This window comes from Streptomyces sp. NPDC002324, from assembly GCF_053593335.1.
This window is the reverse complement of record NZ_JBSFCF010000040.1, coordinates 70,012-83,499: the sequence shown is the minus strand read 5'-3', so window position 1 is coordinate 83,499 and position 13,488 is coordinate 70,012. Positions and strand designations below refer to the sequence as shown.

11 protein-coding genes and 1 pseudogene are annotated in these 13,488 nt (G+C 72.5%); 6 read left to right on the top strand and 6 right to left on the bottom strand.

The window, feature by feature from the left end; all coding sequences use genetic code 11:
* The first annotated feature begins 182 nt into the window (after positions 1-182).
* The gene (locus tag ACWCRJ_RS36340; protein WP_450943272.1) at positions 183-1,709 is read left to right on the top strand and encodes a hypothetical protein; all 1,527 of its coding nucleotides are present in this window, start codon (positions 183-185) and stop codon (positions 1,707-1,709) included.
* A 23-nt stretch (positions 1,710-1,732) separates the two neighbouring features.
* Here the strand turns inward: ACWCRJ_RS36340 and ACWCRJ_RS36335 are convergent, their stop codons facing one another.
* Positions 1,733-2,473 carry a VOC family protein gene (locus ACWCRJ_RS36335; protein WP_450943271.1) on the bottom strand — a complete coding sequence of 247 codons (741 nt, stop codon included), beginning with the start codon at positions 2,471-2,473 and terminating at the stop codon, positions 1,733-1,735.
* 151 nt (positions 2,474-2,624) lie between these two features.
* Here ACWCRJ_RS36335 and argC point away from each other — a divergent pair, with 151 nt between their 5' ends.
* From argC to ACWCRJ_RS36310, 5 genes are read left to right on the top strand one after another with little or no spacing between them, the layout of a single operon-like run.
* Entirely contained in the window at positions 2,625-3,668 is a 1,044-nt protein-coding gene (gene argC, locus ACWCRJ_RS36330; protein ID WP_450943270.1) for an N-acetyl-gamma-glutamyl-phosphate reductase, read from the top strand.
* Positions 3,665-4,819: a bifunctional glutamate N-acetyltransferase/amino-acid acetyltransferase ArgJ gene (argJ, locus tag ACWCRJ_RS36325; protein WP_450943269.1), complete on the top strand. Its 1,155-nt coding sequence runs from the start codon at positions 3,665-3,667 to the stop codon at positions 4,817-4,819. Before argC ends, argJ begins: the two co-directional genes overlap by 4 nt.
* Positions 4,816-5,724, top strand: a complete 909-nt coding sequence (gene argB, locus ACWCRJ_RS36320; protein ID WP_046916196.1) for an acetylglutamate kinase — start codon at positions 4,816-4,818, stop codon at positions 5,722-5,724. Before argJ ends, argB begins: the two co-directional genes overlap by 4 nt.
* Positions 5,721-6,938, top strand: a complete 1,218-nt coding sequence (locus tag ACWCRJ_RS36315; protein ID WP_450943268.1) for an acetylornithine transaminase — start codon at positions 5,721-5,723, stop codon at positions 6,936-6,938. Before argB ends, ACWCRJ_RS36315 begins: the two co-directional genes overlap by 4 nt.
* 7 nt (positions 6,939-6,945) lie before the next feature.
* On the top strand, positions 6,946-7,482 hold the full coding sequence (locus tag ACWCRJ_RS36310; protein WP_046916194.1) for an arginine repressor: 537 nt from the start codon (positions 6,946-6,948) through the stop codon (positions 7,480-7,482).
* Positions 7,483-7,737: 255 nt separating this feature from the next.
* Here the strand turns inward: ACWCRJ_RS36310 and ACWCRJ_RS36305 are convergent, their stop codons facing one another.
* The 5 genes and pseudogenes from ACWCRJ_RS36305 to ACWCRJ_RS36285 all read right to left on the bottom strand — a co-directional run.
* A complete protein-coding gene (locus tag ACWCRJ_RS36305) occupies positions 7,738-8,532 on the bottom strand; it encodes an FAD:protein FMN transferase (RefSeq protein WP_450943267.1) in 795 nt (264 codons plus the stop codon).
* 4 nt (positions 8,533-8,536) lie between these two features.
* Positions 8,537-9,616, bottom strand: coding sequence for an FMN-binding protein (locus ACWCRJ_RS36300; RefSeq protein ID WP_450943266.1), 1,080 nt, complete (start codon positions 9,614-9,616; stop codon positions 8,537-8,539).
* A 206-nt stretch (positions 9,617-9,822) separates the two neighbouring features.
* A complete protein-coding gene (locus ACWCRJ_RS36295) occupies positions 9,823-11,160 on the bottom strand; it encodes a ferredoxin reductase family protein (protein ID WP_450943277.1) in 1,338 nt (445 codons plus the stop codon).
* Between the two features lie 168 nt (positions 11,161-11,328).
* Positions 11,329-11,916, bottom strand: a complete 588-nt coding sequence (locus ACWCRJ_RS36290; RefSeq protein ID WP_450943265.1) for a pyridoxamine 5'-phosphate oxidase family protein — start codon at positions 11,914-11,916, stop codon at positions 11,329-11,331.
* Between the two features lie 663 nt (positions 11,917-12,579).
* Positions 12,580-13,407: pseudogene (locus ACWCRJ_RS36285) on the bottom strand (hypothetical protein); the annotation flags it as partial.
* Between the last annotated feature and the right edge of the window lie 81 nt (positions 13,408-13,488).

Sequence of the window (13,488 nt, the reverse complement as noted above, 5' to 3'; positions counted from 1 at the left end):
TGAGTTGCGTACGTGTCACACCCAGCGTCCTACCAGGTCCCACCCCCGCACGGGACCAGAACCCGAGAATGATCACGACCTCACACAGGCCCTAGGTGGCCGGTGGCCCTCCGGCCGACGGGTTCCCGCGCGGGGCGGAAAATCGTAGGCGGTCCGGCCGGGCCCCGGGGCAGGATGCCCCCGTGGACCCTCTCCTGTGCGGGCTCGCCGCCAATCCGGCCCTGCCGTCCGAGCTGGTGGACCGGCTGGCCGTGCCGGCGGACGACGACATCGACCACCACCTCGCCGGACGGGCGGACCTCAGCCGGGCGCAGACGCTCCGACTGGCCTCGCGGAGCGAGCTGAACGGTGTGCCTCTGGCGTACCGGGGCATGCTGACAGCCGCCGACGTCGATCCCGCGGCACAGCCGCTCGTCGCCCTCGCCCTGCTCGACGCGGAGGCGGGCGACCCCGAGTGGGCCCGCCGTCTGGCGGCGGATCCGGTGGTCGAGCACCGGGAGAAGCTGGCCGCCTGCCCCGGCCTGCCGCCGGACGTGGTGGAGACCCTCGCCGCGGACCGGGACATACGGGTGGTCGTGGAGCTGGCCCTGTGGGCCGCGCCGGACACGGCCGCCCGGCTCGCCGCGCATCCCCATGCCGAGGTCCGCCGGGCGGCGGCGGCCAACGAGGCGACGCCGCCGGACGTGCTGGCGGCGCTCGTCAGCGGCGAGGGGCTGCCGCCCGCGCGGCACTGCCTGGTCTGCGACCGCGAGGAACCGCCGTTCACGCACAGCCCGAACTGCCCGCGGGACGACTGCGATCTGCGCTCGGGCGCCTCCTGCGACGGCTCCCACGAATCCACCGCGCTGGACGTGCTCGGGGCGGCCCTGGAGAACCCGGCCACACCGGCCGGGGCCGCCGCGGGCTTCGCCGGCCACCCCTCGATGGTCCTGCGCCGGGCGCTCGCCGTCCGTCCCGGGCTGCCCCCGCAGGCGTACGCCGGGCTCGCGGAGGACCCCGCCCCCGGCGTGCGCGCCGACCTCGCCGAGAACCCCGCGATCGACGGCACCCTGATGCGCACGCTTGCCGAGGACGCCTCCCCCGACGTCCGGCGCGCGCTCGCGCACAACCCGCGGGTGCCGCTCGACGTGCTCACTCGCCTGGCCGCCACCACCAGGATCGGCAGCACCCTGCTGCCGCGGATCGCCGCCGCCACCCCCGCCGAGGTGGCGGAGCTGGCGGGGTCGCCGAACGCGGTCGTACGCATGCTCCTGGCGCGACGGCGTGATCTGCCGGACCCGGTCAGCGCCGTGCTGGCCGACGACCCCGACGCCAAGGTCGCCAAGTCCGTCGCTGCGCACCCCGGCCTTGGCGAAGCGCGGTTGCGGACCATGGTCGACCGGCACGGAGTCCAGGTCATCGCCCAGGTGGCCGCCAACCCGGACGCCACCCCGGCGCTGCTGGAGCACCTGTCCCGGCACAGCCCCCCGGCGCGGCGGGCCTTCCGCGAGATCGCCCGGCACCCCCGTGCGACGGCCCCGGCGCTGCTCGCCTGCCTGGCGGACGAGCGGGCGAGACCCCTCGCCGCCGGGCATCCGGCGCTCCCGCCCCAGGTCGTCACGGACCTGCTGACCGATCCCGACCCGGAGGTGGCGGAAGCCGCGGCCGCCAACCCCTCGCTCCCGCCCGCCGAGATGGAAAGGCTGGCGCGCGAGCTGCTGCCCCGGTGAACCGAGCCCGGCTCGTCCCCGCGTCAGGAACGGGCGAGAACGCAGAACTCGTGCCCCTCCGGGTCGGCCAGGCACCGCCACGGCACCTCGCCCTGGCCGACGTCGAGGTCGGTGGCGCCGAGGGCCCGCAGCCGGGCCACCTCCGCCTCGTGGTCGTCGTCGGGGAACCGCAGCAGGTCGAGATGGACGCGGTCCGGCACGGTCCTCGTACCGGGTGTGCGGACGAACTCCAGATACGGGCCGGTGTCGTCGGCGGACCGCAGCACCGCGAGGTCGTCGGTCACCTCGCGCGGGGTCCAGTCCGTCGCTGCTCCCCAGAACCGCGCCATGGCCCGCGGGTCCACGCAGTCGACCACCACCGCCGCGACGGGTCCGGTGTCCCGGTAGACGTCCCGGGGCTCCAGCACGCAGAACTCGTTGCCCTCCGGGTCGGCGAGGACCGTCCACGGCACGTCGCCCTGGCCCACGTCGGCGGGCGTCGCGCCGAGCGCCCGCAGACGCTCGGCCAGCTCCGCCTGATGGGCCGCGGAAGTGGTGGCGAGATCGAGGTGCACACGGTTCTTCGTGGCCGTTGTCGCTTCCGGCACGGCGATGACGTCGACGCACACACCGACCGGTTCCCGCCAGTCGAAGCCGACGGGCATGGCGGCGGTCGCGCCCGATCCCGAGCCGGAGACGCGCCAGCCGAGCGCCCGCGCCCAGAACCGGCCGATCGCCGAGTCGTCCACCGCCTTGATGTTCACCTGGACAGGTCGCAGAGCCATGCCGACGATCCTATGCAACGCTCCGGGCGGCCTCCGTGCCGTCCCCGGCGAGGACAGTGCGCTTTTCAGCCGTGGCACCCACGCAGCCTCCCCAAAGATTGCATAAACGTGCAGCGAAACGTATAGTCATGCCATCCAGGAGGAGGATTCCATGGCGGCGGTACGTGTGGCGGTGGCGGGAGCGAGTGGTTATGCGGGCGGCGAAGTGCTGCGCCTGCTGCTCGCGCACCCCGAGGTCGAGATCGGTGCGCTGACCGGCAGTTCGAACGCGGGCCGGCGGCTGGGCGGGCTCCAGCCGCATCTGCTGCCCCTGGCCGACCGGGTGCTCCAGGAGACGACCGCCGAGGTGCTGGCGGGCCAGGGCCGACGGCATGATGTCGTCTTCCTCGCGCTGCCGCACGGGCAGTCCGCCGCCGTGGCCGAACAGCTCGGCCCGGACGTGCTCGTCGTCGACATGGGCGCCGACTTCCGGCTCAAGGACCCGGCGGACTGGGAGCGTTTCTACGGCTCGCCCCACGCCGGGACCTGGCCCTACGGCCTCCCCGAACTTCCGGGTGCCCGCGCCGCGCTGGAGGGGTCCAAGCGCATCGCGGTGCCCGGTTGCTACCCCACGGCCGTCACCCTGGCCCTGTTCCCGGCGTACGCGGCGGGCCTCGCCGAGAACGAGGCCGTGATCGTCGCCGCCTCCGGCACCTCCGGCGCGGGCAAGGCGGCCAAGCCGCACCTGCTGGGCAGCGAGGTCATGGGGTCGATGACCCCGTACGGCGTCGGCGGCGGCCACCGCCACACGCCCGAGGTGATGCAGAACCTCGGCGGGGTCGCCGGCGAGCCGGTCTCCGTGTCCTTCACGCCGACCCTCGCGCCGATGCCCCGCGGCATCCTCGCCACGTGCAGCGCGAAGGCCCGGCCCGGGGTCACCGCCGACTCCGTGCGCGCCGCGTACGAGAAGGCCTTCGCCGACGAGCCGTTCGTCCATCTGCTCCCCGAGGGGCAGTGGCCCGCCACGGCGTCCGTCTACGGTTCCAACGCTGTTCAGATCCAGGTCGCGTACGACGAGGCGGCGGGCCGCATCATCGCGATCAGCGCCATCGACAACCTCACCAAGGGCACCGCCGGTGGCGCCCTCCAGAGCATGAACATCGCCCTCGGACTCCACGAGACGACGGGGCTTTCCACGATCGGAGTCGCACCGTGAGCGTGACGGCAGCCAAGGGATTCACGGCGGCGGGCATCGCCGCCGGGATCAAGGAGAACGGCAACCCGGACCTGGCCCTCGTGGTCAACACCGGACCCCGACTCGCCGCCGCCGGCGTCTTCACCTCCAACCGGGTGAAGGCCGCGCCGGTCCTCTGGTCCGAACAGGTGCTGAAGGGCGGCCAGGTCTCCGCCGTCGTCCTCAACTCCGGTGGCGCCAACGCCTGTACGGGCCCGAAGGGCTTCCAGGACACGCACGCGACCGCCGAGAAGGCCGCGGAGGTCCTCGAAGGCCACAACGCGGGCGAGATCGCCGTCGCCTCCACCGGCCTCATCGGCGTACTCCTGCCCATGGACAAGCTGCTCCCGGGCGTCGAGACGGCCGCCGCGCAGCTCTCCGAGCACGGCGGTGAGAAGGCGGCCATCGCCATCAAGACCACCGACACCGTGCACAAGACGTCCGTCGTGACGAAGGACGGCTGGACGGTCGGCGGGATGGCGAAGGGCGCCGGCATGCTCGCGCCCGGCCTCGCCACCATGCTCGTCGTCCTCACCACCGACGCCGACCTGGAGAGCGACGCGCTCGACAGCGCCCTGCGCGCCGCGACGCGCACCACCTTCGACCGCGTCGACTCCGACGGCTGCATGTCCACCAACGACACCGTGCTGCTGCTCGCCTCCGGCGCCGCCCAGGTCACCCCGGGGTACGAGGAGTTCGCCGAGGCCGTCCGCGCGGTCTGCGACGACCTGGGCCAGCAGCTGATCCGGGACGCCGAGGGCGCCAGCAAGGACATCAGGATCGAGGTCGTGAACGCCGCGACCGAGGACGACGCCGTCGAGGTGGGCCGCTCCATCGCCCGCAACAACCTGCTCAAGTGCGCCCTGCACGGCGAGGACCCGAACTGGGGCCGGGTCCTCTCCGCGATCGGCACCACGTCCGCCGCCTTCGAGGCGGACCGGCTCAACGTCGCCATCAACGGCGTCTGGGTCTGCAAGAACGGCGGTGTCGGCGAGGACCGCGAGAAGGTCGACATGCGCTACCGAGAGGTGCACATCGTCGCCGACCTCGCCGCGGGGTCCGAGACGGCCACCATCTGGACCAACGACCTGACCGCGGACTACGTCCACGAGAACAGCGCGTACTCGTCATGAGCACCACGCGGAAGCACACCGCCCTCCCCAAGGCCCAGATCCTCATCGAAGCGCTCCCCTGGCTGACCCGTCACAACGGCAGGACGGTCGTCATCAAGTTCGGCGGCAACGCCATGATCGACGAGGATCTGAAGGCCGCCTTCGCCCAGGACGTCGTCTTCCTGCGGCACGCCGGCCTCAACGTCGTCGTCGTGCACGGCGGCGGCCCGCAGATCAGTGCCGCCCTCGACCGGCACGGCATCGTCAGCGAGTTCCGGGCCGGCCTGCGCGTCACCACCGAGGACGCCATGGACGTCGTCCGCATGGTGCTCGCCGGACAGGTCCAGCGCGAACTGGTCGGCCTGCTCAACCAGCACGGACCGCTCGCCGTCGGACTGACCGGCGAGGACGCGCACACCATCACCGCCATCAAGCACCAGCCCGAGATCGACGGGGAGTTGGTCGACATCGGGCGGGTGGGCGAGATCACCGCGATCGACACGGGCGCGATCGAGGCACTGCTCGCCGACGGCCGCATCCCGGTCGTCTCGTCGATCGCCCGTAGCCAGGACGACGGACATGTCTACAACGTCAATGCTGATACGGCGGCTGCGGCACTCGCTGCTGCTCTTGACGCCGAAACCCTCATGGTCCTCACGGACGTCGAGGGCCTCTACGAGGACTGGCCCAACAGCGACGAGGTGATCAGCCGCCTCACCGCTTCCCAACTGGAGAAGCTGCTGCCGGACCTGTCCTCCGGCATGGTGCCGAAGATGCAGGGCTGCCTGCACGCCGTACGCAACGGCGTCCAGACCGCCCGGGTCATCGACGGCCGGGTCCAGCACTCCATCCTGCTGGAGATCTTCACCGACGAGGGCATCGGCACGATGGTCGTGCCGGATGCGGAAGAGGGGGACGCCGCATGACCGCCAACGAAGAGCTGAGCCGGCGGTGGCGGGGCTCGCTCATGAACAACTACGGCACCCCGCAGCTCTCGCTCGTCCGGGGTGCGGGAACCAAGGTGTGGGACGCCGACGGCAACGAGTACCTCGACTACGTCGGCGGTATCGCGGTCAACGCGCTCGGCCACGCCCACCCGGCGGTCGTCGAGGCCGTCAGCACCCAGATCGCCTCGCTCGGCCACGTCTCCAACCTGTTCGTCGCCGAACCGCCGGTCGCTCTGGCCGAACGGCTCCTGGAGCACTTCGGCCGCGACGGCAAGGTCTTCTTCTGCAACTCGGGGGCCGAGGCCAACGAGGGCGCCTTCAAGATCGGCCGGCTCACGGGGCGGACCCACATGGTCGCCACCGAGGGCGGCTTCCACGGCCGCACCATGGGCGCGCTCGCCCTCACCGGCCAGCCCGGAAAGCAGACCGGCTTCCACCCGCTGCCCGGCGACGTCACCCACGTCCCCTACGGCGACGCGCAGGCCCTGGCCGCGGCGGTCACCGAGGAGACGGCCCTCGTCATCATCGAGCCCGTCCAGGGCGAGAAGGGCGTGGTGGTCCCGCCGCCCGGCTACCTCAAAGCCGCGCGCGCCATCACGGCCGCCAAGGGCTCGCTCCTCGTCCTCGACGAGGTGCAGACCGGCGTCGGCCGCACCGGGCACTGGTTCGAGTACCAGGCGCACGAGGGCGTCCTGCCCGACGTCGTCACCCTGGCCAAGGGCCTCGGCGGCGGACTGCCGATCGGCGCGACCGTCGCCTTCGGCCGGGCGGCGGACCTGTTCCAGCCCGGCGGGCACGGCACCACCTTCGGCGGCAACCCGGTTGCCTGCGCCGCCGGACTCGCCGTCCTGGAGACCATCCAGGCCGAGGGCCTGCTGGAGAACGTCAAGCGGCAGAGCGAGAAACTGCGCGAAGGAATCGAGTCCCTCGGGGACCCGATGATCGACCACGTCAGAGGCGCGGGCCTCCTGCTGGGTATCGTGCTCACCGAGCCGCTCGCGCCCCTGGCGCAACAGGCCGCACAGGACGCCGGCTTCCTGGTGAACGCGCCCGCCCCCGATGTCGTACGGCTGATGCCGCCGCTCAATGTCGCGGACGCGGAGGTGGACGCCCTCCTCCGGGCGCTGCCGGGCATCCTCGACGCGGCGCGGGCGGCGCACGAAGCCAGCGGGGACGGACGAGCCGGAGAATGAGACGACGATGAGCCAGGCGCAGGAGCACGACCAGGCGGGGCCCGCCGTGCCGCAGACCCGCACCGCACGCCACCGGCGGATCGTGGACATCCTCAACCGGCAACCGGTGCGGTCGCAGAGCCAGTTGGCGAAGCTGCTGTCCGACGACGGGCTGAGCGTCACCCAGGCGACCCTCAGCCGGGACCTCGACGAGCTGAACGCGGTGAAGATCCGCAACAACGACGGCGACCTGATCTACGCGGTGCCGAGCGAGGGGGGTTTCCGGACCCCCCGGGCACCGCTGGGCGAGTCGGCGAAGGAGGAGCGGATGCGGCGGCTCTCCGCGGAGCTGCTGATCTCCGCGGAGGCCTCGGCGAACCTGGTGGTGCTCCGGACCCCGCCGGGCGCGGCCCAGTTCCTGGCCTCGGCCATCGACCAGGCGGAGCTGCACGACATCCTGGGCACGATCGCGGGTGACGACACGCTGCTGCTGATCAGCCGGGACCCGGTGGGCGGGCAGGCCTTGGCCGACCATCTGCTGAGGTTGGCGCAGAACGGGCATTGAGGGGGCGAAGGCCGAGGAGTGACTCCGGGGGCGTCGGCGGAGGTGGAGCGGCCACCGAAGGCGATGCCCGGGGGAGTTGCCGGCCGCGGGTTCGTCGTGGCCGGTCACGCAGTTCCCCGCGCCCCTGAAAAGGGGCTCCGCCCCTTTCCCCGTCCGTCCCGACCGCGGGCAGCCGTGCCGCTGGGCCGGCACGGGTGGGCGCGGCGGCACCCCGCGCGCCCTTGGTGGTTCCCGCCCGGCCCAGCACCACCCCGCTCAGCCCAGCCGCGCGGCCAGCCCTCCCGTGCAGCGGACCTCGTCGCCCGCCGTGATGAGGAGCGCCTCCGTGTCGTCGAGGGACTCCAGCCAGGCCAGGCCCTCGCGGGAACCCATCGCGAACGCGGCCGTCGCCCAGCAGTCCGCCCAGGTCAGACGGGGAGCCACTACCGTCACCGAGACCAGGTCGGTCACGGCGGACTTCCCGGTACGGGGGTCGACGATGTGCGTGCCCCGCTCGGCCGTGCCGGACGTGGCCACCGCCAGACGGTCCGCACCGGCGGCGGTGACGACCGCCGCGAGCCCTCCGGGTCGCAGGGGGTCCGCCACCCCCACGCGCCACGGCCGTTCCGGTCCGGGGACACCGCACAACTGGACGTCGCCGCCCCCGTTCACGTTCACCCCGGTGGCCCCGGCCTCCACCAGGAGCCGCGCGGCCCGCTCGGTGGCCCACCCCTTCACGAGGCCGGTCGGGTCGAAGCGGCCTTCGTAGGTGGCGCTGAACCAGCCTCCGCTCGACCGCTCGGCCTCGGCGCACAGGTCGAGCACCTCGCCGACCTCGGGAGCGCACTCCTCGATCGTCACCTCGCCCCGGGCGAGCCGGGAGATCTGACTGTGCTCGCGGTAGGTGCTGAACACCTCGTCCACGGCGTGGAGCCCGGCCACCGCCTCGTCGAGCGCGGCCCTGATCGCGGCGGGCTCGCCTCCTCGGACGTCGAAGGAGAAGACGGTGCCCATGACCTCCTCGACGTGCCGCAGCTGGGCGGGCGCGGCGGCCCCGACGGGTTCGGCCACCGGGTCAGCCGGCCTGGTCCAGGGCGGACTGGAGGGACTGCTGGTAGCCGCCGCTGGTGTATGTGGCGCCCGAGACAGCATCGATGTCAGCGCTCCCTGCCGAGACGGCGTTCTTGTTGAGCTGGGGGATGGCGGTACCGCTGATCTGGGTGGAACGGCCGCCGGTGGGCTGCTGCAGCGCCTCGGCGGCTGTGATCTTGCCGTCGGTGACCGTGACGCGGACCTGGACCGGCCCGTAGTCCGTCGTGATGGCGGAGCCCGTGAGCACCTGGGTGCCCGTCGACTGCCCGGCCCCGGAGTCCGCGGCGTCGCCGCCCGTGTCCTGCGCGTCGCCGCCCGCCTCGACCTCGGTGCCCGTGTCCTGCGCTTTGCCGGCCTGGTCCAGGGCGGACTGCAGGGACTCCTTGTAGCCCGCGCTGGTGTAGGTGGCGCCGGACACCGCGTCGATGTCGGCGCTGCCCGCCGCCACCGCCGCCTGGTTGAGCTTCGGCACCGAGTCACCGGTGATCTGGGTGGAGCGGCCGCCGCTCGGCGCCTGCACGGCCTCGGCGCCTGTGATCTTGCCGCCGCTGACGGAGATCCTCACCTGGACCGGCCCGTACTGGGTCTGGACGGCGCTGCCCGTGAGCACCTGGGTGCCCGTGTCCTGCGCTTTGCCGGCCTGGTCCAGGGCGGACTGCAGGGACTCCTTGTAGCCCGCGCTGGTGTAGGTGGCGCCGGACACCGCGTCGATGTCGGCGCTGCCCGCCGCCACGGCCGCCTGGTTGAGCTTGGGAATGGCGTCGCCGCTGATCTGGGTGGAGCGGCCGCCGCTCGGCTGCTGCACGGTCTCGGCCTTGGTGATCTTGCCGCCGTCGACGGTGATCCTGACCTGGACGGGGCCGTACTCGGTGTCGACGGCGGAACCCGTCAGGGTCTGCGTGCCGGCCGCCACCCCGCCCTGTGCCGCAGGTGCGCCCCCGGCCGCGCCGGCCTGCACCGATCCGGCGTCCGAGGCCGGCTTCAGCGACAGCAGCAGCACGATGCCGGACACGGTGGCGGCGGTGGCGAGCAGAGTCCGCCGGATGGGGTGGCTCTTCTTCATCGCTCCTTCAGCTCCTGAACTGTGAAGTCTCGCGGGGGAGACCCGTGGGGCGAACCCGTGGGGAAACCCATGGCCAGAAAGTCGGGGTGGGAAGGTCCTGGTGACCTACCGCTTGGGACGGTCCTGGGACCTACGGCTGGAACGTGCGGGGGACCACCGGCGGGTACGGCCGGTCGGGCGGGACCCGGGCCGGGCGGTCCCCTCGCTCACATCTCGAACGACTCGTGGTGGATACGGCGGGTCGGGACGCCCGCGCCGCGCAGTGCCTCGTACACGCCCTGCGCGAAGCCGGGCGGCCCGCACAGGAAGACGTCGTGGGTCTCGATGTCGGGGATCTTGCGGCGCAGCGAGTCCGGGGAGATGTCCGGGCGCTCACCGTCCGGGCTGTTCACCGCGTACATCAGCCGTGCGCCGCGCTCCTCGGCGATCTGCGCCAGCTCGTCCCACAGCGCCAGGTCCTGGGTGCTGTTGGCCCGGTAGAGCAGCGTCAGGTCACCGGCCGCGCCGGGCAGCGTCTCGAACAGGGCCCGCATCGGCGTGATGCCCACACCGCCGGCCACCAGCAGCACCTTGCCCCGGCTGCGCTTGCCGGCGGTGAGCGCCCCGTAGGGGCCCTCCGCCCACACCCGGACGCCGGGCTCCAGGTCGCGCAGGGCCGAGCTGTGGTCGCCGATCGCCTTGACCGTGATGCGCAGCATGTTGGGGCGGGGCGCCGCGGACAGCGAGTACGGGTGCGAGCTGAACCGCATGCCCGGGGCGAGGAACCGCCAGCGGAAGAACTGCCCGGCCTCCGCGCCCATCCGGTGCAGCTTGCGCCCGCTCATCAGCACCGAGACGATGCCGGGGGACTCCTCGATGACCGCCTCGACCCGCAGTCGGTGCTTCAGGTTCAGCTTGATCGGAGAAACGATCCGGTACCAGACCACCAGCGCGGTCACCGTGCCGTACAGCGCGTACCAGCCGGTCTTCGCGGCGGGTGTGGCGGCGAACTCGTTGCCGGTGGTGATCTGGTGCCAGAAGGTCAGGAACGTGGCCGCGTACGTCAGCAGGTGTGTGTGGTACCAGAGGTCGTACGGGATCCGCTTGCGCACCGGGCCGATCGAGATGAGCCCGATGAAGACCAGCAGGCCGGTGCCGATGGCGGCCTTGCCCATGTCCGGCAGCTGGTTGATGGAGTCGATGGTCTGCTGGAGGATCGCGGTGTGGGTGAGGCCGGCCTGGAGGGCGTACCCGTACATCGTGAGGACGACGTGCGCGACGACCAGGCAGAGCGTGTAGCGGCCGGTCATCGCGTGCCAGCGGGCCACCCGGTCGGAGCCGACCCGCCTCTCCAGCGCGGGCACCCGGGCCATCTGGAGCACCACCAGGGCCATCAGGTACCCGCCGAGCAGACCCGTGATCCGCCCGGCGTTGACCATCTTGCCGCCCTGGTCCGCGATGGACGGCGTGTTGTCCCACCACAGCCACACCACCGCGGCCGCGCCCGCCCAGAACGCGATGAGCAACGGGACGGCGGGAGAACGACGAGGTCGGATGCGGCGCATCGTCTGGCGGCGCGCGGCGCGACCTCCGGCGATCGTGGACACGGTTCCTCCGTGGTGGGCTGGACCCTTGGCCCACACGTACGTGCTGGGAGTGCCGTGTGTTCAACCGTGTGAACAACTCGCCGTACGGAGGGACCGGTGGCGCGCGAACGTCCCGCGTCCCGCGCGTCAGACGGCGGAGGGCGGCAGCGGCAGCGGCAGTCCGGGGAGCCCGTCCATGCTGGTCGCGATGTGCTCCTTGGAGCTGAAGTAGGCGCTGAGCGAGTCGTCGTCCTCGCGCGCGAAGCGCCGGCCGTGCAGGTCGCGGTCCTCCTCGTACGCCATGAACGGCACGGAGTAGCCGCAGCTGTCGCGGATGCGCTCGGCGCGGACCACGATGACGGCGCGCAGGCCGTGCGGGGCGGGGTCGATGTCGGGGAAGCGCGCGAGGAGTCCGGCGAAGCGCGGATCGTCCCGGAAGACGGCCTCGCCCGTGCCGTGCACCCGCACGATGGTGGGCGGGCCCTGGAAGGCACACCACATGAGGGTGATCCGGCCGTTCTCGCGCAGGTGCGCGATCGTCTCCGCGTGGGACCCCGCGAAGTCCAGGTAGGCGACGGTGAGTTCGTCGAGGATCACGAACGACCCCCGCAGACCCTTGGGGGAGAGGTTGACCGTGCCGTCGGCGGACAGGGGCGCGGTCGCGGTGAAGAAGAGGGGCTGAGCCTCGATGAACGTACGGAGGCGGCCGTCTATGCGCTCGTAGGTCTTTCCCATGACTAACGATTATCGACGGAAACGCTTCGCCTGTCTAAGGAATTCGGCTGTCCGGAGAAGCGGGTGCGGGAACACGAATTCCGGGTGGACCCCCTCGCTGGGATCCACCCGGAACCGGATTCGCCGTGGCCGCCCCGGCCGGCGCGCGGGGCGGCCACGGCCCCTGTCGCCCTCAGAGGGCGCAGGAGGTCACTCGTCGGACGACCGGGTCGTCGTGAGAGTGCGTGCGGACTACTGGTTGAGCTGGCAGGGGGCGAGCTTCTCCAGGCCCTCGGGCTTGGCGGCGGCGCGGCCGATCGCGGTCTCGATGCGGTTCAGTGCGGCGACGCGCTTGTCCTCCAGCGGGCCGAGGATGGCGTTGTTCACGAAGTTGGCACCGCCCTGGCCGGCCGTGTCGATCAGGCGCTGGTTGGCTTCCTGGATCTGGGTGTCGAGGAGGGCGAGGTTGCGGTCGACCTCGGCCTGCGCGGAGGCGGGGATCGCCGGGAGGCTTCCCTCGACGGCCGGGCAGGAGATGGCGCCCGCGGCACCCGCGTTGCCCGCGTCCTCGGCACCGGCGTTGCCCGCGTCCTCGGCACCCGCGCCCGCGCCCGCACCGGCGTCAGCGCCGGCTCCGGCCTCTTCGCCCGCGCCCGCTTCCTCGCCGGCGCCCGCGGCGCCGCCCTCGTTGAGCTGGCAGGGGGCGAGCTTCTCCAGGCCCTCGGGCTTGGCGGCGGCGCGGCCGATCGCGGTCTCGATGCGGTTCAGCGTGGCGACGCGCTTGTCCTCCAGCGGGCCGAGGATGGCGTTGTTCACGAAGTTGGCACCGCCCTGGCCGGCCGTGTCGATCAGGCGCTGGTTGGCTTCCTGGATCTGGGTGTCGAGGAGGGCGAGGTTGCGGTCGACCTCGGCCTGCGCGGAGGCGGGAATCGCCGGGAGGCTTCCCTCGACCGCCGGGCAGGAGATGGCGCCCGCGGCACCCGCGTCCTCGGCGCCCGCACCCGCACCGGCCTCGGCACCCGCACCGGCACCCGCACCGGCCTGGTCACCGGCGCCCGCGGCGCCACCCTGGTCGAGCTGGCAGGGGGCGAGCTTCTCCAGGCCCTCGGGCTTGGCGGCGGCGCGGCCGATCGCGGTCTCGATGCGGTTCAGTGCGGCGACGCGCTTGTCCTCCAGCGGGCCGAGGATGGCGTTCTGGACGAAGTTGGGGCCACCCTGGCCGACCGTGTCGACGAGGCGCTTGTTGGCCTCCTGGATCTGCGTCTGCAGCTGGGCGAGGTTGCTGTCGACCTCGGCCTTGGCGGAGGCGGGGATCGCCGGGAGGGTTCCCTCGACCGCCGGGCAGGAGATGGTGCCGGGGGAAGCGGCCCCCGCGGCGTCCTGCCCGTCGTTGTTGGCACCCTCACCGGCGAGAGCGGAACCCGCGATGACCGCTCCGGAGAGCACGACCGCGGCGGCGCCGCCGATGATCCCTACGCGACGCTTGTTGTACTTCGGAAGAGCCCTGGACATGCGGATGCCTCACTCGGGTCGGGTGTGGTCGGTGTGAACTAACGCGGCGCCTGCGTTCGGTGAGTGTTACGAGCAAGCGGT